Annotated in this window: 22 protein-coding genes, 4 tRNA genes and 1 pseudogene; 2 read left to right on the top strand and 25 right to left on the bottom strand. The window is 38.0% G+C overall.

Annotated features, from left to right (window positions below):
- Positions 1 to 24 precede the first annotated feature (24 nt).
- Positions 25 to 867, bottom strand: coding sequence for a PepSY domain-containing protein (locus ACLHDF_RS11315; RefSeq protein WP_413918947.1), 843 nt, complete (start codon positions 865 to 867; stop codon positions 25 to 27).
- A 942-nt stretch (positions 868 to 1809) separates the two neighbouring features.
- On the opposite strand from ACLHDF_RS11315, the gene ACLHDF_RS11310 reads away from it, so the two are divergent.
- Positions 1810 to 2808: a tRNA dihydrouridine synthase gene (locus tag ACLHDF_RS11310; RefSeq protein ID WP_413918946.1), complete on the top strand. Its 999-nt coding sequence runs from the start codon at positions 1810 to 1812 to the stop codon at positions 2806 to 2808.
- A gap of 177 nt (positions 2809 to 2985) precedes the next feature.
- On the opposite strand, the gene rlmH is transcribed toward ACLHDF_RS11310, so the two are convergent.
- The 24 genes and pseudogenes from rlmH to ACLHDF_RS11190 all read right to left on the bottom strand — a co-directional run bounded on the left by rlmH (position 2986) and on the right by ACLHDF_RS11190 (position 22680).
- Positions 2986 to 3465, bottom strand: coding sequence for a 23S rRNA (pseudouridine(1915)-N(3))-methyltransferase RlmH (gene rlmH / locus ACLHDF_RS11305; protein WP_413918945.1), 480 nt, complete (start codon positions 3463 to 3465; stop codon positions 2986 to 2988).
- A gap of 83 nt (positions 3466 to 3548) precedes the next feature.
- On the bottom strand, positions 3549 to 3707 hold the full coding sequence (locus ACLHDF_RS11300) for a CxxH/CxxC protein (RefSeq protein WP_013059901.1): 159 nt from the start codon (positions 3705 to 3707) through the stop codon (positions 3549 to 3551).
- Positions 3708 to 3780: 73 nt separating this feature from the next.
- Positions 3781 to 5013: a S1C family serine protease gene (locus ACLHDF_RS11295; protein ID WP_413918944.1), complete on the bottom strand. Its 1233-nt coding sequence runs from the start codon at positions 5011 to 5013 to the stop codon at positions 3781 to 3783.
- Between the two features lie 57 nt (positions 5014 to 5070).
- Positions 5071 to 5865 (bottom strand): MBL fold metallo-hydrolase, encoded by a 795-nt coding sequence (locus ACLHDF_RS11290; protein ID WP_413918943.1) that lies wholly within the window; start codon positions 5863 to 5865, stop codon positions 5071 to 5073.
- Positions 5866 to 5883: 18 nt separating this feature from the next.
- Positions 5884 to 6663, bottom strand: a complete 780-nt coding sequence (yycI, locus tag ACLHDF_RS11285; protein WP_413918942.1) for a two-component system regulatory protein YycI — start codon at positions 6661 to 6663, stop codon at positions 5884 to 5886.
- Positions 6650 to 8017 carry a YycH family regulatory protein gene (locus ACLHDF_RS11280; protein ID WP_413918941.1) on the bottom strand — a complete coding sequence of 456 codons (1368 nt, stop codon included), beginning with the start codon at positions 8015 to 8017 and terminating at the stop codon, positions 6650 to 6652. The genes yycI and ACLHDF_RS11280 overlap by 14 nt, the downstream gene beginning before the upstream one ends.
- Positions 8008 to 9915, bottom strand: coding sequence for a cell wall metabolism sensor histidine kinase WalK (walK, locus tag ACLHDF_RS11275; protein ID WP_413918940.1), 1908 nt, complete (start codon positions 9913 to 9915; stop codon positions 8008 to 8010). The genes ACLHDF_RS11280 and walK overlap by 10 nt, the downstream gene beginning before the upstream one ends.
- A gap of 6 nt (positions 9916 to 9921) precedes the next feature.
- Positions 9922 to 10629 carry a response regulator YycF gene (yycF, locus tag ACLHDF_RS11270; protein WP_013085552.1) on the bottom strand — a complete coding sequence of 236 codons (708 nt, stop codon included), beginning with the start codon at positions 10627 to 10629 and terminating at the stop codon, positions 9922 to 9924.
- A 262-nt stretch (positions 10630 to 10891) separates the two neighbouring features.
- Positions 10892 to 10964: transfer RNA gene (locus ACLHDF_RS11265), tRNA-Phe, on the bottom strand.
- A gap of 4 nt (positions 10965 to 10968) precedes the next feature.
- Positions 10969 to 11044: transfer RNA gene (locus ACLHDF_RS11260), tRNA-Asp, on the bottom strand.
- A gap of 28 nt (positions 11045 to 11072) precedes the next feature.
- Positions 11073 to 11144 (bottom strand) — tRNA-Glu (locus ACLHDF_RS11255).
- A 15-nt stretch (positions 11145 to 11159) separates the two neighbouring features.
- Positions 11160 to 11232, bottom strand: a tRNA-Lys gene (locus tag ACLHDF_RS11250).
- 168 nt (positions 11233 to 11400) lie between these two features.
- Positions 11401 to 12687, bottom strand: coding sequence for an adenylosuccinate synthase (locus ACLHDF_RS11245; RefSeq protein ID WP_413918939.1), 1287 nt, complete (start codon positions 12685 to 12687; stop codon positions 11401 to 11403).
- 187 nt (positions 12688 to 12874) lie between these two features.
- Complete coding sequence (dnaB, locus tag ACLHDF_RS11240) at positions 12875 to 14239, bottom strand: replicative DNA helicase (RefSeq protein WP_013059909.1); 1365 nt, start codon at positions 14237 to 14239, stop codon at positions 12875 to 12877.
- Positions 14240 to 14353: 114 nt separating this feature from the next.
- Entirely contained in the window at positions 14354 to 14803 is a 450-nt protein-coding gene (gene rplI / locus ACLHDF_RS11235) for a 50S ribosomal protein L9 (RefSeq protein WP_013085555.1), read from the bottom strand.
- The gene (locus tag ACLHDF_RS11230) at positions 14800 to 16773 is read right to left on the bottom strand and encodes a DHH family phosphoesterase (protein WP_413918938.1); all 1974 of its coding nucleotides are present in this window, start codon (positions 16771 to 16773) and stop codon (positions 14800 to 14802) included. The genes rplI and ACLHDF_RS11230 overlap by 4 nt, the downstream gene beginning before the upstream one ends.
- A 36-nt stretch (positions 16774 to 16809) precedes the next feature.
- Positions 16810 to 17754 carry a YybS family protein gene (locus ACLHDF_RS11225; protein ID WP_413918937.1) on the bottom strand — a complete coding sequence of 315 codons (945 nt, stop codon included), beginning with the start codon at positions 17752 to 17754 and terminating at the stop codon, positions 16810 to 16812.
- Positions 17755 to 17892: 138 nt separating this feature from the next.
- The gene (gene rpsR, locus ACLHDF_RS11220) at positions 17893 to 18132 is read right to left on the bottom strand and encodes a 30S ribosomal protein S18 (protein WP_013059913.1); all 240 of its coding nucleotides are present in this window, start codon (positions 18130 to 18132) and stop codon (positions 17893 to 17895) included.
- A gap of 66 nt (positions 18133 to 18198) precedes the next feature.
- The gene (gene ssb, locus ACLHDF_RS11215) at positions 18199 to 18699 is read right to left on the bottom strand and encodes a single-stranded DNA-binding protein (protein WP_013059914.1); all 501 of its coding nucleotides are present in this window, start codon (positions 18697 to 18699) and stop codon (positions 18199 to 18201) included.
- A gap of 47 nt (positions 18700 to 18746) precedes the next feature.
- Complete coding sequence (gene rpsF / locus ACLHDF_RS11210; RefSeq protein ID WP_013059915.1) at positions 18747 to 19034, bottom strand: 30S ribosomal protein S6; 288 nt, start codon at positions 19032 to 19034, stop codon at positions 18747 to 18749.
- A 189-nt stretch (positions 19035 to 19223) separates the two neighbouring features.
- Positions 19224 to 20324, bottom strand: coding sequence for a redox-regulated ATPase YchF (ychF, locus tag ACLHDF_RS11205; RefSeq protein WP_413918936.1), 1101 nt, complete (start codon positions 20322 to 20324; stop codon positions 19224 to 19226).
- Between the two features lie 170 nt (positions 20325 to 20494).
- On the bottom strand, positions 20495 to 20692 hold the full coding sequence (locus tag ACLHDF_RS11200) for a DUF951 domain-containing protein (RefSeq protein WP_413918935.1): 198 nt from the start codon (positions 20690 to 20692) through the stop codon (positions 20495 to 20497).
- Positions 20693 to 20706: 14 nt separating this feature from the next.
- Complete coding sequence (locus ACLHDF_RS11195; RefSeq protein WP_413918934.1) at positions 20707 to 21600, bottom strand: mechanosensitive ion channel family protein; 894 nt, start codon at positions 21598 to 21600, stop codon at positions 20707 to 20709.
- A 67-nt stretch (positions 21601 to 21667) separates the two neighbouring features.
- Positions 21668 to 22680: pseudogene (locus ACLHDF_RS11190) on the bottom strand (hypothetical protein).
- An 86-nt stretch (positions 22681 to 22766) separates the two neighbouring features.
- Here ACLHDF_RS11190 and yyaC point away from each other — a divergent pair.
- On the top strand, positions 22767 to 23387 hold the full coding sequence (gene yyaC, locus ACLHDF_RS11185; protein ID WP_413918933.1) for a spore protease YyaC: 621 nt from the start codon (positions 22767 to 22769) through the stop codon (positions 23385 to 23387).
- Positions 23388 to 23409 lie beyond the last annotated feature (22 nt).

Genomic DNA, 23409 nt, shown 5'->3' with positions numbered 1-23409 from the left:
ACAGCAATCGTCTTTTTTATGAAATCAGCATACTTTTCCTGTTTGAGGGCTGATTTTTACAGTACGTTTTACATTGTCTGTTCCTTTGATAACAAACGTGTATGCTTGTTCACTGAATGAAACTGATTGAATCATTCCTTTGTGCTGTTGAAGAGCAACTTTTTTAGCTTGTTCTTGCGTAAACTTTACCGCTTCGACTTTGATTACTTTTCCTGTTTTAGCATTTACTTTCACATGGTGATCTTTGTTATCTTTTCCGTGAATTAAAAATGTGTATACATCATTTGCATATGAACTAGATTGAATCGTTCCGCTACAATTTTTTAATGCGATCGTTTGGACTTGTGCTTTTGTAAATGCAGCCCTTTGAATTTGAATCACTTTTCCACTTTGTGCGTTTACTTTCACGTGATGATCGCGGCTATCTTTTCCATGAATTAAGAACGTATACACTCCATCATTGAAGCCTACTGACTTAACTGTTCCTCCACATTTTTTCAACGCTACTGCTTGTGCCTTACTTCGAGAAAAAGATAGTTTTTCAACCTTTACCACTTTTCCGCTGTGGGCATTTACTTTTACATGATGATCTTGATTATCTTGTCCGTGAATTAAAAACGTATAGGCGTTATTTTCAAAAGAAACAGATTGAACCGTTCCTCCACAGTTCTTTAATGCAATTGCTTTTGCCTGAGCCTGTGTATATGTTGCCGCTTCGGTATGAGCCGACGCTTTTGTTGAAGTAATGTGCTGGCCGTCTGAAGCAAATGCACTTGTCATTGAACCAAGAGCGATAGCTGTTCCAATTGTGGCACCTCCCACGGCTTTTGCTACTACTGCTTTTCCCGCTAATACTTTTCCAATCATGATTATACCTCCGCGTAATTTCTAATGTATTTACAGCATGAGCTAAAGGTTTTAGCAGCGGTCATTATCAAAATAGCGCTATTGGAGTAACGTTTTTTTTCTGCTAAAATACCTTTCACTTTTGCTGTACAAGCCTAAGCGCATCTTGCCGCCTTTAGCTATGTGTTTATTGTATGAGCGGAACATGAATTCACTATGAAGCCCAGCTGAATGCTACCTGAATACACTCTGAAAGGTAGCTGAATAACTTCATATAGACTTATAATATAAAAATAAAAAAACTACCGCGCACCCCTTCGGTTCCGGCGGGAGCAGAAGCAACAGGACTTCGTGCAGTAGAAAACATTAAAAACTCTCGCTACGTACTAAGTAACTATCAATACCCAGGTGAGGACATCAGTGTCAAAAATATTAAGGCTGTTAATAAAGAGAAACTGACTAACGAAATGAAAGAAAGCATTGGCATTCAAGAAACAGGTGGTGTCGGATATATTTCTGGGCTGTCTTCTAAGGATGGCGCTCCTTATAAAAAACATTAATACTTAATGAAACCACGTCTGTTATGCAGTGACAGACGTGGTTTTTGTATCGTAAAAGTTATTTATAAAACCTTTTATCGTAACCATAATTATGGTGAATACTTTATAATATCCTTAAAGAAAGGGCCTAGCCCCAAACGCGTTAACATATTTATTCGTAGTTATCCGGTAGACCTCTTCAGGCTCGCTTTTAATTGCTTATTCTCCACTAACACTAGATATAGAGTTCGTTTTAATAAGTATTTCCAGCTAAACAAAATGTCTCGTTCCCTTGCACTTTTTGTTCCATACCATTAAAGTATATATTGGTTGAATTTTATACTAGCATTCAACCTGATAAAAGAAATTACACTTTTTAATTTTGGGAATATGTTTTCCCTAAAAGAAAGGGTTTAGATATAAGATGAAAGATAATTTTTGGCATGAGTTGCCGCGTCCGTTTTTTATTTTGGCACCGATGGAAGCTGTGACGGATGTCGTTTTTCGCCATGTTGTGACCGAAGCAGCACGACCTGACGTATTTTTTACAGAGTTTACGAATACAGAAAGCTACTGCCACCCAAAAGGACAAGATAGCGTAAAGGGACGTTTGACGTTTACAGAAGATGAACAGCCAATCGTTGCGCATATTTGGGGAGACAAGCCTGAATACTTCCGTCAAATGAGTATTGGCATGGCCGAAATGGGCTTTGGCGGCATTGATATTAATATGGGCTGTCCTGTACAGAACGTTGCAGGAAACGGAAAAGGTTCTGGTCTGATTCGCCGCCCAGATACCGCCGCAGAAATCATCCAGGCAGCCAAAGCTGGGGGACTTCCAGTAAGCGTAAAGACTCGTCTTGGCTATACGCAAGTTGACGAATGGTACGACTGGCTGAAGCACATTCTAGAACAGGATATCGTGAACCTTTCTATTCACCTTCGTACGAAAAAAGAAATGAGCGATGTTGATGCGCATTGGGAGCTGATTCCAGAGATCAAGAAGCTTCGTGACGAAATTGCGCCTCATACACTTCTAACAATTAACGGTGACATTCCTGACCGCCAGAAAGGTCTTGAGCTTGCTGAAAAGTATGGCGTTGATGGAATCATGATTGGACGCGGAATTTTCCATAATCCTTTTGCGTTTGAAAAAGAAAAGAAAGAGCACACGAGTGAAGAGCTATTAGAACTTCTTCGCCTGCAGCTAGACCTTCATGACAAGTATTCTGAAGAACTAGAACCGCGCCCTTTCAAACCGCTTCGACGCTTTTTCAAAATTTACGTTCGCGGATTCCGCGGTGCAAGTGAATTGAGAAATCTACTTATGAGCACAGAAACGACTGACGAAGTACGTGCGTTGCTTGATGAGTTTAAAGACCGAGCTGGAGTGAAAGAAGACGAAGGTTTTTCTGTTTCTTAAATAAAGTCTGGTTTGCTTAAACCGAATTGTTCTAACATTTTACCGGAGAGGAGAACCTTTTGTTCTTTTCTCTCTTTTTTATAGAGATGTGCTATTTATCCACATATGATAAAAGCTGAGACAGAAGGTTTTGCATTTCCTTCTGTCTCAGCTTTTAATAAAAAATATCCACACACTCTATTTATGATAAGGTTCATTTCGAATAATACGAAAAGCTCGGTAAATCTGCTCTACTAATACTAGGCGCATAAGCTGATGAGGAAACGTCATCTTTGAAAAAGAAAGAGCCGCGTTTGAACGTTTCATTACCTCGTTGCTCAAACCAAGCGATCCACCAATAACAAACGCTACTTTACTTTTTCCATAGGTAGCTAACAAATCGATTTCTTTTGCCAGTTCCTCTGAAGATTTTTGTTTTCCGTTAATAGCTAATGCGATAACGTAAGTATCATCGGAGATTTTGGCTAGGATGCGTTCTCCTTCTTTTTGTTTCACTTGTTCCATTTCAGATTCACTTAAGTTTTCTGGCGCTTTTTCATCTGCAAGCTCAATAATCTCTACTTTTGCATAGCTTGATAAACGCTTTAAATATTCTTCAATACCTTGTTTTAAGTATTTTTCTTTTAACTTCCCAATGGTTATAATAGAGATATTCACAGGCTATTCTCCTCTCCTTCATCTCTTATCCACAGATATTATCCACATATCCACATGTTATATCCACATTTTGGACAAGAATGTTAGTTCCCTACTACATATACAGCCTCATTGTCGCAATATTCACAGCTTTTTTTGTCTGTGGAATTTTCTATTTTTTCAAAAACAGGCGCTAGCTCAATTTCATCTACCATTACATCCAGCGCTAGTTCTGTGTGTTCTAAACAGCAATATATCTTCATGTATTTATCTTCCTTTCTCTATTCTTTTCATTAAAAAACCACAGGAGTTTATCCCCTGTGGATAACTTTTCTTTTACTTCATTTGACGCGTTAGTCTTACTTCTGTGGATTTCTTTTTACCATCACGATAGAACGTTACATTCATTTTATCGCCAATTTCTTTTTCAATATAGAGGTGTTTGCGAAGTGTCGCAATATCCCTCACTTTGCTGTGATCTAACTCAACAATCACATCATACTCCTTCAACCCGGCTTTAGCGGCTGGCGAACCTGGCTCGACTTTTAGAACAGCGACTCCGTTTACTACATCATGCGGTAATTTAAGGGTTTCTTTTAAATGATACCCTGAGATCTCACTTAATGACAGTGTACTAACTCCAAGATACGGACGTCTGACTTCTCCATATCGTTCTAAGTCATTAATAATGGGTCTAGCCATATTAATTGGAATCGCGAGACCGATACCTTCTACTGCTTCCTGAGCAATTTTCATCGAATTAATACCGATTAATTCACCATCAATATTAACAAGAGCACCCCCGCTATTACCAGGATTAATGGCTGCATCTGTTTGAATAACTTCTGACTGCCAATCAGGGTTTCCATCGCCATTCAAATCTTGAGGAATGACACGGTTAACACCTGAGACAACTCCTTGTGTAACCGATCCAGAAAATTGAAGGCCTAGTGGGTTTCCGATGGCAATCACTGGTTCACCGGCTTTAAGCTTATCAGAATTCCCGAAGGTAGCCACTTTTGTCACGTGGCCTGCATCGATTTCAAGAACTGCTAAGTCCATTAAATCATCGCTGCCAAGAATTTTGGCCGACACTCTTGTACCATTGCTGAAGCTCACTTCAATTTCGTTAGCCCCTTTAATGACATGATAGTTTGTCACAATATAAGCTTTATTACCTTGCTTTTTGTAAATAACACCTGATCCCGTCCCGGCATCAGTTCGTTCATCATTCCAAAAACTTTCGGAGTTTTGGATGTTTACAACTCCTACAACTGCTGCATTGGCTTCAGAAACAGCTTTTGTGACGGCCGTAGTGACATCAAGAGACACTGACTTTTGTATGGTAGATCCTGTTTGTTCGTCTCCATTTTCATCTGTCATCCATCCGTCTGGCAAAATCCCGTTTCTCACCAAGGCTGGCATAAAAAGCAGTACAATAAGTGCACCTATAATAGCTCCAATCAGAGCAGAAGCGAAATATCCTCTGCGGCGTTTAGGCGGCCGGCTATTTGGCTCTTGGCCTTCCTCATAATGTTCCACACTATCACCGAACCCTTCATTTATCATCGTGAATGTCTGTCTTCACGTACTAAATGAAGTTATTTTTCGCTTCCTTTCTAGAGACTATACATAAACAATCTCAGTTGGCCTCTTTGGATCTGTATCACATAGGAGAATATTGTCCTCTACATTGATATCCTTTTGTTGTAACACTTGGGCAACCGACATGCGGGCAATTTCCTTCATGTTATTGTCTTGACTTAAATGGGCTAAGTAAATACGTTTGGTTTGATCTCCAATCACATCTGCCATAGCAAGCGCCGCATCTTCATTTGATACATGTCCCACGTCGCTTAGAATGCGTCTTTTAATGCTCCAAGGATATCGTCCCATTCTTAGCATTTCAACATCATGATTGCTTTCAAATACGTACATATCGCTATTTTTAATCGTACCTTTCATACGGTCACTTACATATCCGGTATCCGTAATAAGGGTTAATTTTTTAGACCCTTGATGAAAGACATAAAACATAGGCTCTGCAGCATCATGCGACACGCCAAAAGATTCCACTTCCAATTGACCAAACGATTTCGTTTGGCCAATTTCAAAGTGAAACTTCTGTTCCGTATCAATGTTGCCGATCAAGCCATCCATTGCGTTCCACGTTTTTTCATTTGCGAAAATAGGGAGCTTATATTTACGTGCCAGAACACCTAGTCCTTTAATATGGTCACTATGTTCGTGAGTCACCAAAATTCCTGATAAATCCGGGATATTGCGATTTACTTGTTGAAAGAGAGCTTCCATTTGTTTTCCGCTCAGCCCTGCATCAACTAGTAAGGAATGGTCTCCATCACTTACTAAAATCGCATTTCCTGTGCTCCCACTCGCTAGCACGCTGAAATGCAGGCTCATTTATCTCACTCCAAATACTTATTTATTTCCTTTTTTAATAATCTGCCCTTCAAAGGCATTTACAAAATAACTCGTATCTTCATTTACAACAATATGCCAAGTTGGTGCTAAAACTTGAGAATTTAATAGCGGCAGATCAAATGTGTAGTATCCAAACTTTACGTCTGTCACTTTATCATTCTTTTTTAACTCCTCTTTCAAAAACAAATTTTCCAGTGCTTTTAAAGGAGATAAAACGTCCTGCTCATCATCCAACGTTTTCACAGAACCTAGCATCGTTTGTTCATATGAAACAATTTCGCCTTTATCGTTTAAATGAGCAATGATCATGCCGTTTTCATTATCATAGATTTTGTGCTTCTTATATTGCTGAAAGAATGTAACTGTTTTTTTTTCTTTATTAACATCCCATAGCTCATAATCCTCACCAGAGAACACATATCGTTTTAGAAATTGATTTAGCTTTGCTTTTGTATTTTTTTCAGGAACTGAAAAAGGTTTGTCTAATACGCTTCGAATTGTTTTTTCCTCAAGAAGCGTTGCCTTTTGTTCTTTCAGCTTTTTTAAATCTTCATCTTTAAACAGTTTGCTTTTAGCATTTAACGATGAAGCTTCCTTCACATCTGTAGGTAAATGGTCATATTCAATGCCTTCACTCGTTAATTGTTCTTCAACGCTTGACTCCACAAATAGAGAGTACTGATCTTCTTGATGAGTTTTAAAAATTTGATAACCTAAGTAAATATTAAGAATCAAGAAAGTGAAAATAAAAATGGTTTTTGTTCTATTCCAATCCATCGTTATCGCCTCCTTCAGTCTGCGGTGCGATTCGATACCATTTGCTATTATAATAATAGAACCAAGAAGGAACAAGTTTGACAGAATTAGAATTAAACTCAACCGTCTTTTCACCGGTTTTTGGTTGCTGTGACACTTCTTCTAGCTGATAGCCTATTGAAATATCTTTTAACAGATTTGGGTCAAAGTTTTGATGTTTTTCAATTAATTGAATAACTTTTTGAGATGACTGCAGCTTTTCTACACTAGAATCCTGTACTCTTACAAAACGATAAAGAGGGCGACGGTAATTTAAAATCTCCGCATTTCCCCATCTCTGATATATCTCAGTCATTCCTTGATTGCTGTAAACTGGATAGTTATCTTTATAATAACGATAACTAATTTCTTTTGTAACACGATTCCAGCTGTTGAATCGATAATTAGATTCTGTCCAGCCGCCGTGATCATTAACAAAGCTAAAGCTGCGATTTATTAAATTATAATCTTCCATGACCTCGTTTGTGGAATTTACCAGATTCACATATTCCATCACGTCTGTCTTCGTATTGACATTAATCACTTTTGTACCTTCGGTGTAGACATCCCGGTTTGTAGACGTTTCTTTGCGTGCATAGTCTGGATTGTTAAAAAGCGCTTCTTTATATTTTTCAATATCTAAATGCCTCATACTCGTATAGTAGACTTCACTATTCATCGTGATATTGTTTTCTGGAAGAAATATATACCGATTTTTGTTTTCTTTATATACAAGGCTCGGGGCATAAGTACGTTTCATTTTATCTTCTAATTCTTTAATATCATCTTTGGCCAAATTCTTGACAGTAACCGAATAAATCTTTTTCTGTTCATAATTCACAAGGTATACGCTCACGAAAAAGGAAGGTGTACGCTTAATCTTAATGAGTACACGGTCAAATGCTTGATTAGGCAAAGACGTTTGAGAGAACGAAAAAAGCTGTTGAAATGTTTTCAAAGGAAGCGCGTCTGGATATAACACTTCAATAGAGTTACTTCCATGGACATAGTCTAAAAATCCATCAGGCGAAATAGCATCCGAAACGTCCGTCACATTTGAAAATTTCCACTTTTTCATTTCATCTACCCATCTGCTGACATCATCTTCATCGTGAGACATATAGTGATTATCATTTCGATGATAGAGAACTTCTGTTGGCAGAATATGATCTTCTATTCTACTCTTAGAACTCACTTCAACTTCCTGCAAATGTTGATCTTTTGAAATGACTTTATAAGAAGGCTGATACGTCCATATATGGTACGTCATAATTAAACTGGAAGCGACGAGAACAACTAAGATGGCCGTTTTGATATGTTCATATCTCATTCCCATTCGTCATCATTCTCACTTTCAATCGGAAGAGTAAAGTAAATCGTCGTTCCTTTTCCTTCCTGACTATCTGCCCAAATACGTCCCTCATGTGCTTCAATAATTTCCTTGGCAATAGCAAGCCCTAATCCTGTTCCACCTAATTTACGTGTCCGTGCTTTATCTACACGATAGAAGCGTTCAAAAATTTTAGCTAAATTTGATTTTGGAATTCCCATACCTTGGTCTTTAATGCTCACAACAATTTCATGCGTATGCTGAGCAATTGAAAATGTAATAGTTCCGCCTTCAGGTGAATATTTGATTGCATTGGAAATAATGTTATCTAATACTTGTGTAATTTTATCTTGATCGATAGCTACATAGATTGCTTCATTTGGCAAGTCGCGCACAAACGAAATACCTTGTTCAATTGTCATTTCAAAGCGATCAATGATGTAATGATAGAACTTCACAAAATTGATTGGGTCACGGCTAAATTGATAGTCTTGGCTATCTAGCTTAGATAATTGAAGCAAGTCGTTAACGAGACGAATCATTCGTTCTGTTTCGGTTTGCGTTACGTTTAAAAATGTTGGAGCTAAGTCCTTATCTTCCCAAGCTCCGTCTGCAAGCGCATCTAAATAACTGCGCATCGTTGTTAACGGTGTACGCAATTCATGTGAAACATTTGCTACAAATTCTCGACGGTCTTGATCAATTTTCTCCTGCTCTGTAATATCATGCAGGACAATGATAATCCCGTTAATAAAGCCGGTCTCTTTTTGAATAGCAGAAATGGTAGCTCGTAAAATAAAGGGATTCGATTTTGTACTGAAATCCAAAATTAACGACTCTTGATTGGCGAGCAAGCTTTCAAACGTATGCGTTTCTTCAAGATCTAACAGGGAAACGACTGGATCAGACAAAACCGTTTCACGTGAAACATTTAGCATAGCTGCGGCTGGATCGTTAATTAAAATTACTCTTCCCTTTCGATCTGTTGCAATAACGCCATCCGTCATATGGGCTAATACCGAACTAAGCTTACGGCGCTCCCCTTCTGTAGTTGCCTGTGCTTCTTGAAGCTTTCTCGTTAAATTGTTGAATGTAAGAGCTAGCTGACCAATTTCATCATACCCATATACCTTAGCTTTTCTCGTGAAATTCCCTTTAGCCATCTCAAGTGCTTGTTTTCTCATTTCAGACATTGGACGGGTAATCGTTTGAGCTAAAAACACGCCTAAAATAGCTGTAATAAAAAGAGCAATTACCGTACCGGCTTTAAAAATTTGATTGATATTACTCATTTGATCATAAACAGGCTCCATGGAAGCTGTTAAGTAAATAGCACCTAAGATTTCTTCGCTGGACTGAACTTTTCCATTTTTATTAGTTGAATTTGATTGACTCGCACCTACTTTATCCTGTAAACGAATAGGCTGTATCATGACTCTGATTCGCTGTCCGCTTTTATCAACAAATACATTATCCGAGTTTGTTCCCGCTAACAATGCATTTGTAATTGCTAAATCATTTGTCTTTTTACCTATGATCTGTTGAGGATTTGAGTTCGATGTAGCAATAATTCTTCTATTTTGATCAATGACTCTTACTTCAGAGATGTCATTCATGTCATTTGAAGCTAGATTGGGTCTTGAAGCAAAATCTCGTAAAATAGTCTTTAAGTCTTCTTCAAGAGTGGGTGAGTCATCATCACGATTTTTCACCATTTCTTGTCCAATATTATACGTCAACAAGTCTGTCCGCTCTTGAAGAGACGTTCGAAAGTTGTTAACTAATTCTTTTTCTAATTGTCTTGCAAAATAGACCCCAATAATTTGCATCGCAATTAAAATGAGCAACACATAAATCAGTACAAACTTTAAATGAATAGATTGCAGGAGCCTTACTTTCTTCATCTAAAATTACTCCTGCTCTGGGCTGCGTAAATAATAGCCTACTCCACGTCTTGTTACAATCCACATTGGATGGCTTGGATTATCTTCAATTTTTTCACGTAATCGTCGAACTGTTACATCTACTGTACGCACATCACCGAAATAGTCATAACCCCATACAGTTTGCAGCAAGTGTTCACGCGTCATAACTTGTCCAATGTGCTTCGCTAAATAATGCAGCAGTTCAAATTCACGATGAGTCAGTTCAATTGTTTCTCCGCGCTTAGACACGATATAAGCATCTGGGTGAATAACAAGCGCTCCAATTGTAATTTCATTCGTTTCGCTTTCTTCTGTTGGAACAGCTACCTGCTGATGTCTGCGCAAATTAGCTTTTACACGTGCTAACAGTTCGCGCGTACTGAAAGGCTTAGTTACATAATCATCTGCACCTAATTCTAGACCTAAAACTTTGTCAATTTCAGAGTCTTTTGCTGTTAACATGATAATCGGCATATCATATTTTTTACGGACTTCTCGGCAAACTTCCATTCCATCTTTCTGAGGAAGCATAATATCTAATAAAATCATTTCAGGCTGTACTTCTTCCACTTTTTCAAGTGCTTCTACGCCATCATAAGCACAAAATACTTCGTAACCTTCTTTTTGCAAATTAAACTTTAAAATATCTGCAATCGGCTTTTCGTCATCTACGACTAAAATACGTTTATCCATGATCATCGTTCTCCTTTATTAGTTGCAGCAAAATATAAAAGATAGTATTCATACTGTTTGAATACCGTAGTTTTATTATACTTGATAACCCTTGAAACGTCACAAGTTCATCCTCTACTATACATGAAGATATATGATTTTCAACCACCCCTAAATACGAAAGTAATATATTACCACAAAAGAGAGACAGAACAAATAACGTTTTCTTTTAAACGTAAATAAAAGAAAAAAGCATGACTTTAAATAAAGTCATGCTTTTTGATGGCTCGGGACGGAATCGAACCGCCGACACAAGGATTTTCAGTCCTTTGCTCTACCAACTGAGCTACCGAGCCAAAATGGCGGTCCCGACGGGAATCGAACCCGCGATCTCCTGCGTGACAGGCAGGCATGTTAACCGCTACACCACGGGACCTCAGTCTATGTGCTATGTATTTTAAAAATGACCCGTACGGGATTCGAACCCGTGTTACCGCCGTGAAAGGGCGGTGTCTTAACCGCTTGACCAACGGGCCACATTGTAACAAAAGTGAGCCATGAAGGACTCGAACCTTCGACCCTCTGATTAAAAGTCAGATGCTCTACCAACTGAGCTAATGGCTCATGTTATATCTCTTAGCGACGTCTATTATAATAACATGATATTTTATATAAATGCAATAGTTTTTTTAAAACTTTCTTTTTATTATTGAGCTTTTTTTAAAGATCTTGTTAAAAAGCGCAAATCATAAATAAAAAAGGTTAGCTCACAAAGAGCTAACCTTTTTTTATTTAGCTATATACACCACGTAATACATTTGTTTGTGTACGATCTGGACCTACAGAGAAAATAGATAGAGGAATACCTGTTAATTGAGACACGCGCTCTAAGTAATGGCGAGCGTTATCAGGTAATTCATCCAATGTTTTTACACCCGTAATATCTTCTGTCCAACCTGGAAGCTCTTCATATACAGGTTCGCATTCTGCAAGTGTTTTTAAGCTAGCAGGGAATTCTTCCATAACTTCCCCTTTGTAACGGTAAGCTACACAAATCTTTAACGTCTCAATTCCTGTTAATACATCAATTGAGTTTAAAGATAAATCTGTGATTCCGCTAACGCGACGAGCATGACGTACAACTACACTGTCAAACCAACCTACACGGCGAGGACGACCAGTTGTTGTACCATATTCACGTCCTACTTCACGGATTTGATCACCAATTTCATTTGTTAATTCCGTTGGGAAAGGACCGTCACCAACACGAGTTGTATACGCTTTTGATACACCTACAACGTGTTTGATTTTAGATGGACCTACACCAGAACCAATTGTTACTCCACCCGCTACTGGGTTTGAAGATGTAACAAATGGATATGTTCCTTGATCGATATCTAACATAACACCTTGTGCGCCTTCAAATAGTACACGACGTCCTTCATCTAACGCGTCATTTAATACTACTGATGTATCAACAACATATTTTGCAACTTGTTGACCATACTCATAGTACTCATCTAAAATTTCTTCTAATGTAAAGCCTTCTACTTCATACATTTTTTCAAGAAGGCGATTCTTTTCAGCTAAGTTTTGTGTTAATTTTGCTTCAAATACTTCACGGTCTAGTAAATCGGCAATTCGAATACCAACACGTGCTGCTTTATCCATATAAGCTGGTCCAATACCTTTTTTCGTTGTACCAATCTTATTTTCACCTTTACGTTCTTCTTCAACTTCATCTAATTTCAAATGATATGGAAGAATCACATGAGCTCGGTTACTAATACGTAAGTTATCTGTTGTTACACCGCGATCATGTAAGTATTTTAATTCTTGAACAAGTGCTTTTGGATCAACAACCATACCGTTTCCAATTACACACGTTTTGTCATTATAAAAAATACCTGAAGGAATTAAATGTAACTTATAAGTTTCACCATTAAACTTAATTGTGTGACCTGCATTGTTCCCACCTTGGTAACGTGCAATCACTTCTGCATTTTCTGATAGGAAGTCTGTAATCTTCCCTTTTCCTTCATCTCCCCATTGTGTTCCTACTACAACGACTGAAGACATATCTTAAGCACCTCCGCTTAGTAAGCAACAGCTCACTACGACATAATTTAACCATGGTTAAGTGTATCAATTTATTATGCTAAAGTCAATTAAATCCGAACGATTTAACAAAAGTTATTACAAATATATCGTATTTTGCGGAACGAATACGATAACAATAAAATAAAACCTCTCATATTGAGAGGTTTTATGCACCAGGCGGCACTCCTGCGTCATCAAAGCGCCGCTCGAGATTAACGAATTTATTGTATTCTTTTACAAAGGCAAGCTGTACGGTTCCAACTGGACCGTTACGCTGCTTCGCTATAATAATCTCAATAATATTTTGATTTTCTGTATCTTTTTCATAGTAGTCTTCACGATATAAGAAAGCTACAATATCGGCATCCTGCTCAATACTTCCTGATTCACGGATATCAGACATCATTGGTCGCTTATCTTGTCTCTGCTCTACTCCACGGGAAAGCTGTGATAAGGCGATAACAGGAACTTCTAATTCACGAGCTAAAGCTTTTAACGCACGAGAAATTTCAGATACTTCCTGCTGTCGGTTTTCTCCGCTTCGTCCATTCCCTTGAATAAGCTGTAAGTAGTCAATTAAAATCATTCCAAGTCCGCCTTCTTGCTTCAAGCGACGACACTTAGAACGAATTTCACCTACTCGAATACCAGGTGTATCATCAATATAAATCCCTGCATTGGACAAAGACCCCATTGCCATAGTAAGCTTTCCCCAGTCATCAGCTGTAAGCGAGCCTGTACGAAGCCTTTGCGCATCGATATTTCCTTCAGCACACAGCATCCTCATAACAAGCTGCTGAGCGCCCATCTCTAAACTAAAAATTGCTACGTTCTCATCCGTTTTCGTTGCAACATTTTGCGCAATATTTAAGGCAAAGGCCGTTTTACCTACCGATGGACGGGCCGCTACAATGATTAAATCATTTCGCTGAAATCCCGCTGTCATTCTATCTAAATCACTGAACCCTGTTGGGATACCCGTAATGTCACCTTTTCGATTGTGAAGAACTTCGATGTCATCGTACGTTTGTACAAGGACATCTTTGATATTTTGAAACACACCGCTGTTTTTACGCTGTGCTACTTCTAAAATGTTTTTTTCCGCTTCATTTAATAAAACTTCTACTTCGTCTTCCCTTGCATATCCTTCTGAAGCAATATGCGTTGCAGTACGAATTAAACGACGTAAAATCGATTTTTCTTCTACGATTTTACCGTAGTACTCTACGTTTGCAGCCGTTGGAACAGAGTTAGCTAAATCACTTAAATACGATACGCCGCCAACTTCTTCTAGGATTTTTTGGTCAGCTAATTCAGACGTTACCGTCACCAAATCAACCGGCTCACCTTGATCAGAAAGTTTCAGCATACATGTAAAGATTTTCTGGTGCGATGCCCGATAAAAATCTTCAGGTATTAGCAGTTCAGATGCTAAGGTTAAAGAAGAAGGCTCTAAGAAAATGGCCCCTAATAGCGCTTGCTCTGCTTCTATATTCTGAGGCGGAAGACGATCAGCAAAAAGATCACTCATATTTCTATGCCCCTCTTATATTCTTTCGTATTTTCTTTCATCATAAATGTTGGCGCGAACAAATACAAGTCCGCGCCAACTCTTTATATTATTTACTTATTTTTAATCGTACGTTTATTTTTGTTCAGTCACGTGTACTTTTACAGTAGCAGTTACTTCCGGATGTAATTTAACCGGTACATTTGTATAGCCCAATGCGCGAATTGCATCATTTAATTCAATTTTACGCTTATCTACTTTAATGTTGTGCTTTTTCTTTAACTCTTCAGCAATTTGTTTACTTGTAATAGAACCAAATAAACGGCCACCTTCACCAGATTTTGCTTTTAATTCAACTGTTAGTTCTTCAAGAGTAGCTTTTAACTCTTTGTTTGCTTGAAGTTCTGCAGCTGCATCTTTTTGCTCTCTATTTTTTTGTGCTTCTAATACTTTTACATTACCGCCTGTAGCTTCAACAGCATAACCATTTTTTAACAAGAAGTTATGTGCATAGCCGTCTGAAACATTTTTCACTTCACCTTTTTTGCCTTTTCCCTTTACGTCTTTTAAGAAAATTACTTTCATGATTTCTTACCTCCATCTAAGTACTCATCAATTGCTTGTTTAAGCCGCTCTTCAGCTTCATCCAAACTAATGTCTTGAAGCTGAGTAGCAGCATTCGTTAAGTGGCCTCCGCCTTGGAGACTCTCCATAATAACTTGTACATTGATATCTCCAAGCGACCTGGCACTAATGCCAATTAAGTTATCCCGTCGCTTAGAAATAACAAATGAAGCAACTACTCCACTGATTGAAAGCAGCGTATCTGCAGCTTGCGCAATTAATACTTGATCATACATTTTGTTTGGTTCAGCTCGTGAAATGGCAATACCTGCTGTATAAATCTCTGCGTGTTCAATAAAGCGTGCTCGCTGTACATATTGCGTGATATCTTCTTTTAGAAACTTTTGAACAAGAACCGTATCTGCGCCTTGAGAGCGTAAAAAGGACGCTGCATCAAACGTACGAGATCCTGTGCGTAATGTAAAGCTTTTTGTATCAACAATAATACCGGCTAAAAGTGCCGTTGCTTCTAGCATATCAATTTTAAATCGTTTTGGCTGGTATTCAAGAAGCTCAGTAACGAGTTCTGCTGTCGAGGAAGCATATGGCTCCATATAGACAAGAAGAGGATCTTCGATAAAGTCTTCTCCTCTTCTATGGTGATCAATGACCACGACATTTTCAATACGATTTAATAATCTTTCTTCAATAACGAGCGACGGCTTATGCGTATCGACTACTACTAAAAGAGTATCATCACTCACAAGATTTAAGGCTTCCTCAGGCGTAATAAATCGTTCCCATAGACCTTCTTTCTTTTTAATCTCTTCTAGCATTCTCTGAACACCTGTATCGATATGGTCAGGATCTAATACGATAAAACCGTCTTTCTGATTTACTTGGGCTACTTTTAGTATCCCAATAGCAGCTCCTACAGCATCCATATCCGGATACTTATGACCCATGATAATAACTTTTCCACTCTCTGTAATGAGCTCTTTTAACGCATGTGAAATAACCCTTGCACGCACGCGCGTCCGTTTTTCCATAGGGTTTGTCTTACCCCCAAAGAATTTCACTTTTCCATTTGGCTGTTTAATCGCTACTTGATCTCCACCCCGACCTAGGGCCAAATCTAAGCTAGATTGAGCCAAAGCACCTAGTTCAGGTAAATCAGCAGCTCCAGCACCAATACCAATGCTCAATGTAAGCGGTATATTTTGTTTAGACGTCTCTTCTCGAACTTGGTCTAAAATAGAAAATTTACTTCGTTCTAAATGAATTAAGATTTGCTCATTCATAATAGCAATAAATTTCTCAGAAGACGTACGTTTAATAAAAATACCGTATTCTTGAGCCCAATTATTTAACATAGAGGTTACTTGGCTATTCAAGTTACTTTTAACTTGATCATCCATTCCTTGCGTTAGTTCATCATAATTATCTAAAAAGATAATTCCTAAACTTGTTTTTTCTTCTTCATACAACTTTTCGATTTCCATTTGCTCTGTAATATCAAAGAAGTACAGTAAGCGCTCGTCTCGTTTAATCACCACTTTAAATTTTCGATCATGTAACGTGACAACTTCTGTTTCCACTTCTTGTTTGATCAGTGGAATAATACTTTCGGCTACATCGTATAATGATCTTCCCACTAGTGTATCTTCACCCAGACAAGATGCTAGAAAAGGATTTGTCCATTCAATTTGATATTCATCATTAAACAGCATAATCCCAATAGGCATTTCCATTAATGCCTCTTCGCCTACTTTTTTCAGCCGATGAGACAGCATTGAAATATAGGTTTCAAACTCATCGGACAGCATTCGCTCCATTCTCATGTATAGAAAAAGACAGGCTAATAGTAATATAAAGCCTATCATTCCTATGATCCAATTATGATAGGTCACGATGCCTACTAAAATCAGAGCTATACTATACAATGAGTAAAATGGATAGCGAATGACGTTCTTTTTTGTAAAGACAGGCATCCATTTCAGCTCCTACTTTTTTAAGTTCCACAATATCTACTTTTTTGTGTCTAATTGTTTTCTTAAATTAAATCCTAAATCAATTATACCTAAGATACGCACAATTTGAAGGATAATTGGAATAATTAATGCTAAAATTGTTACAACAATTGGAATTGCTTTGGCATAGCCTTTTTGATACGAGAAATAGAAAATAAAAGAGATCCCTTGTAACACGACTAGCATTTGCAGTCCCATCACGATATTGATAATAGCTACATACATAAATGTACCTTGTTCAATATTAAAAGATGGAAAAGACAAAATTAACGCAATCAAATAATACCATAGAATACTTTTAGGAAGTTTTAATTCACGAAAAGGCGGAAATGCTTGCACCTCATAGCCTGTTCTTTTAAGAATAGGCGTAGCAATAAGCTGAGAGAAAAAGGCGAGAATAACTCCACCGATAACAATTAACAGAGGCAGTAAATTTTTAAACATATCAAATGCATCTCTCATTTGGGTAATTTGAGATTCCTTAACGTCCTGTCCTAAACTTTTCATCATTTCAATACTTTGATTAATGGATTGATCTAAAGCATTATTTATTTGCTCCATTAAATTAACATTAAAAATTACATTTGCTCCTACGAACAATAAAAGTAACCCTAAACTAAATGCAACCGTACCACCTAGTAAAATGGCATACCTTTTCTGTTTTTGTCGGTAAAGCATCCCTATTGCTAATCCACCAATACCAAATACAAATGTAAAAGGAAGAGTCAACACATTTCCAAATAATAAAGTCAACAACAACCCTACTACTAAAAACAATACTGCTTTTTTCCATCCATGACGAACGGTATACACAATAAACGGAACAGCTAGGGCTAGTTGAAAAATGGCTCCCACAACAGGTATGTATAGTGAAAAAAGCAACAGCGCCACAAACAGCGCTAAAAGAGCTGCTCCTTCTGTAATATATCGAATTCCTTTCACAACTTCACCTCGTTGATATAGACTATTATTTATTTTATCGATTCAATTCATAAGAAGCAACTCTTTGGCAAAAGAGCCTCTATGTAATGTAAAAAGAGGCAGTAAGGATTCCCTTACTGCCTCTTTTTATACCGTTCATTATTCACCAGAAACATATGGTAATAATGCCATTTGACGAGCGCGTTTGATAGCGATCGTTAATTTACGTTGGTATTTAGCGCTTGTTCCAGTTACACGACGAGGTAAAATTTTACCACGCTCTGAAACGAATTTTTTAAGCATATCTACATCTTTGTAATCGATGTGAGTGATGCCGTTTGCTGTGAAGAAACAAACTTTACGACGTCTGTTGCGTCCACCTTTACGTCCACCTGCCATTTTGATACGCCTCCTTCCGCTTAAAAGTTTCTATAAAATTTTATACTCCGGATAATCTACTGCGAATTAAAACGGTAAATCGTCATCTGAAATGTCAATTGTCTCGCCATTATTTGCAAATGGATCATCATCAACGCGAGTATAACCTTGATTACCTGAGTTACGGTTCTGATTATCTCCAAATGGAGAGCCTTGTCCAGATCCTCCAGTGTTAGCAAAGTTACTGCGTTGCGTATCCCCACCGCCACTTTTCGGCTCTAAAAATTGCACACTTTCCGCTACAACTTCCGTTACGTATACACGACGACCGTCTTGTCCTTCGTAACTGCGAGATTGTAGTCGACCATCAACACCAGCTAAACTTCCTTTTTTAAGGAAATTCGCTGCATTTTCAGCCTGACGACGCCATACAACACAATTGATGAAGTCAGCTTCACGTTCACCTTGCTGATTTGTAAATGTGCGGTTTACCGCTAAAGTGAATGTTGCAACCGCTGCTCCACTCGGGGTATAACGTAATTCAGGATCTTTGGTTAAGCGTCCTACTAGAATTACGCGATTCATCATCAGAACCACTCCTTAAGGAAATAAAACCCATTTATTTAAACGTTTAATTATGCTTCTTGTTTAACAACGATATGACGGATAATGTCTTCGTTGATTTTCGCAAGACGATCAAATTCAGAAACTGCTTCTGAAGTAGCCGCCACGTCAAGAATCATGTAGTAACCGTCACGGAAATCATTGATTTCGTATGCTAAACGACGTTTACCCCATTCTTTAACATTTGCGATTTCGGCACCATTATCAGTTAATACGCCGTTGAAGCGCTCAACTAATGCTTTCTTTGCTTCGTCATCAATGCTTGGACGGATGATGTACATTACTTCATACTTTCTCATCACTGTCACCTCCTTTTGGTCTAACGGCCCTAAACGGGCAAGGAGCAATAAAATATTACTCACGAATTAAAATTATAGCACACTACCATAGGCAAAGCAATACGAATTGCGGGCTGTTTCGTAAATATACGCTGATATTTTCACCAGCGACAAAAACCGAAAGAAAATATTTCCTTCCGGCTTTTAATTTTATACGTTAAAGCGGAAATGCATAACGTCTCCATCTTTTACGATATATTCTTTTCCTTCTAAACGTACTTTTCCAGCTTCACGAGCTGCTCCCATTGTTCCCGCAGCTAATAAGTCCTCGTATGATACCGTTTCTGCACGAATGAATCCACGTTCAAAATCTGTATGAATAATACCTGCACACTCAGGAGCTTTCATGCCCTGTGTAAACGTCCACGCGCGTACTTCTTGCTCACCAGCTGTAAAGTACGTAGCTAGTCCAAGTAAATCGTACGCTGCACGTACAAGCTGATCTAGACCTGACTGTTCAATGCCTAGTTCTTCAAGGAACATTGCTTTTTCTTCTCCTTCAAGTTCAGCAATTTCAGATTCAATGCGTGCGCAAACCACAATTACTTCCGCACCTTCACTTGCCGCATACTCACGTACTTTTGCTACATATTCATTAGCAGATGCATCGGCTACTTCATCTTCAGAAACGTTTGCTACATAAAGAATAGGTTTGATCGTTAGCAAATGAAGTTGTTTTACTAATTTCATTTGTTCTTCTGTAAATGATACAGCACGAGCTGGCTGATCACTTTCAAACGCATTTTTTAGTTTCTCTAGAATTTCATATTCATACATAGCTTCTTTATCTTTTTGTTTAGCCATTTTTTGAACACGGCCAATACGCTTATCTACTGTTTCTAAATCCGCTAAGATTAATTCTAAATTGATTGTTTCAATATCTGAAATTGGGTCTACTTTTCCTGAAACGTGAGTGATGTTTTCATCTTCAAAACAGCGCACAACATGACAAATTGCATCTACTTCTCGAATATGAGATAAGAATTTATTTCCCAGTCCTTCACCTTTACTAGCACCCTTTACGATTCCAGCGATATCTGTGAATTCAAATGCTGTTGGAATTGTTTTTTTAGGTTTTACAAGCTCTGTAAGTTTTTGAAGACGATGATCAGGCACTTCTACAATACCCACGTTAGGATCAATCGTACAGAAAGGATAGTTCGCAGATTCTGCGCCCGCTTGTGTAATTGCATTAAATAATGTTGATTTTCCAACGTTCGGAAGACCAACAATTCCAGCTGTTAAAGCCATATATTTATTCACTCCTCTTTATATATCCGAAACAAGTTAACCTGTCACAATTATAGTGAGTCAACTTTTAAAATACAAGTTTAATAAAGAACCTTTAGTCGCATCGTGCTAAGATACTTCATTTTGTCCCACCTTACAGTATAAGGCATAAACATAGAAAATGCATGAGGTTATTCCTCATGCTTTACAAGAATTTTTTTCATTTTACGTGCAAAATCACGTCTTGGAATCATGACACTATGGCCGCAACCTTCACATTTAATACGGATATCCATTCCCATTCGAATGATTTTCCATTCATTTGTACCGCAAGGATGAGGTTTTTTCATTTCCACAATGTCATTTAAACCAAATTCTTTTTCCGTCATCAGCTCACTCCTCCTTATTTCCCTTTCAACGTCGACGAATGCTGTGCTTCTTCTGTACGATTATACATAACCATACGAGGAAATGGAACTTCAATGCCATGTTCATTCAGCCTTGTACGCACTTCTTTACGAATCATACGAGAAATATGGAAATGTCTCATTGGTTTTACTTCGCTTGTAATCCTCATTGTGACTTCAGTTGCATGGATATTTTGAACCCCCAGCAATTCAGGTGTTTTAACCATATCTTCATAGCGACTTGGCAATTCTTCTAGCAGTTCTAAAATCACTTTTTCTGCTTTTTGTATATTTTCTTCATAAGAAATGCTTACATCAACGAAAGCTACGCTGTTATGTAAAGAAAAATTAGTGACCTCGACAATGCTGCCGTTGGGCAAGATATTAATTTCGCCTGTCCAACTTTTAATCTTTGTTGTTCGCAGACCAATTTCTTCCACGGTTCCCTCAAATGTTCCTACTCGAACATAATCACCAACGGAAAACTGATCTTCAAAAATAATGAAAAACCCGGTGATGATGTCTTTCACTAAGTTTTGAGCACCAAACCCTACCGCAAGCCCTACAATTCCAGCCCCTGCTAGCAATCCACGGACATCTACCGATAATGTTTCTAAAATCATAACTCCCGCAACGAAATAAATGGCATAAGAAAAAATATTCTGAAGTAGACGGACCATTGTAGCTTCTCGTCGCTCAGAAATGCGCAGAGGGCTATTGGTGCGAACCTCTACAAATTTATTTAACGCTTTCTTTCCAATTCGAATTAAAAACATGGAAATAAGCAGAATTAACAAGATTTTTATGAATCCTTCTCCAATATGTGCCCATGTTTCTTCTTGGAAAAACGGCTCAAACACATTCTTAAAAACTGACCTCAACGAATTCATACTACATGTAGCTCCTATCGTAACATAATCTACATACGAGAAAGTTTTAATCTATTGTAGCAAGTTTTTATGAACTTTTGTAGCGATTTCGAAATGGATATAATAAAACGGCTGTTACTAAAAATAAATTGACGATTCCATACATTGGATATAGAACGGCAATCAACGTAGAAAAACCTACCTTTGTAAAAGGAATCATTAAAAGTAGCCAGCAGGCTGCAAGTTTCCAAAGAGATTGCACTTTTTTAGTATGAAAACGCGCGGTCAGTCCTAAGATTCCTGACACGGCTGTCGTATAAATTGCAATGAGCAACACAATGCTCATTAAAAACAGCATCGTATATGGAAAGTCTTTAAGAATGGCGAATAATGGAATTTCGTAAGAAGAAAGAAGGCCTGAAACTTGAATAAGTGATTCATTATAAATAAAAGAGAGCCCCCTAATAAAAAACCACTGCCAACACTTGCAATATAAATCTCTTGTTTACTTTTAATTTCTTTTCCAATTGTAGATAATACCGCAACAAGAGGAAGAATATTCAATGCAGTGAAGGTGAAGGCAGCAGGCCAATTATGCTGAAGATGCCAATCAGTTACTCCAGGATGACGCATAACGAACGTAAGAAGTACGCCAGCTAGTCCTATCATTAAAATTGGTATAACGATGGAATTGATAGAAAGAAGCCCATCTAACCCTCTTGAAAAAACAAAGACGATAAACGTACTAAGAGCACCAATACCCCACCAATAGGGAACATGCCACATTTCTAATGTCGCCCCACCGCCGGCGATCATAATCACCGTTGTCGTAAACAAATAAAAAACGATTAAAATATCGTAAGCTGCAGCCCATTTCTTTCCTATTAATTCAATTAGCACTGGGTAAAATTGATTAGTTCGATAGCGATAGCTGATTTGCATAATCACATTGCAAGAAATCGCAAAAATAATAGAGAATAGAAAAATAGCAAGTCCGCTTTCTTCACCAAAAAACTGCCATAGTTCCCTTCCTGAAGCATATCCAGCGCCTATCATAGTTCCCATAATTAAGAATATCCATTTACATCCTGCTCTCCACATCGATTTTCCCCCAATCTTCGAAATATATGTATAGAATCTTCGAAATCTTCGTATACTGTTACTATTATGTATAAGGAGTGGACCCTATGAATTTAAAATCTCCCTTCTTTGAGAAGACACAACACTCAACCCGTGTATTTCATGATGAAGAATCTGCTACAAAGAAGCTGAGTACACAGTTACTATCTTTACTTCCAGCACAGAAAGACAGACCAATTGTTTTTGTATGTATTGGAACGGACCGTTCAACTGGGGACTCATTGGGTCCATTAGTCGGAACAAAACTGAATGAAAAAAAGGTTTCATCTTTTCATATTTTTGGAACATTAGAAGAGCCTGTTCATGCTGTTAATTTGAAAGAAACGTTAAAACATATTCAAAAGCTTTTCCCGAATCCTTTTATTATTGGGATTGATGCTTGTTTGGGTCGTATGAAAAGTGTTGGTTCTGCATCACTTGGAATTGGACCCGTTAAGCCAGGGGCAGGAGTTAATAAAGAATTGCCACCGGTCGGAGATATTCATATAACAGGAGTTGTCAATGTGAGCGGATTTATGGAGTTTTTCGTCTTGCAAAATACGAGGCTTCACCTTGTTATGTGCATTGCCGATTTAATTGCCAAAAGCATTGAGACTGCGCACAACGAGCGAGAGAAAGAGTTTAATACTTCTTCGGTTTATCAATCTGTAAGACACTATAAACAATAAAAAGGTTGTCCTAAAATTAGGA

The organism is Priestia megaterium, from assembly GCF_046599315.1.
Classification (GTDB): Bacteria; Bacillota; Bacilli; order Bacillales; family Bacillaceae_H; genus Priestia; species Priestia megaterium_F.
Note: the sequence above shows the minus strand (reverse complement) of the source record. Positions and strands in the feature narration are given on the sequence as shown.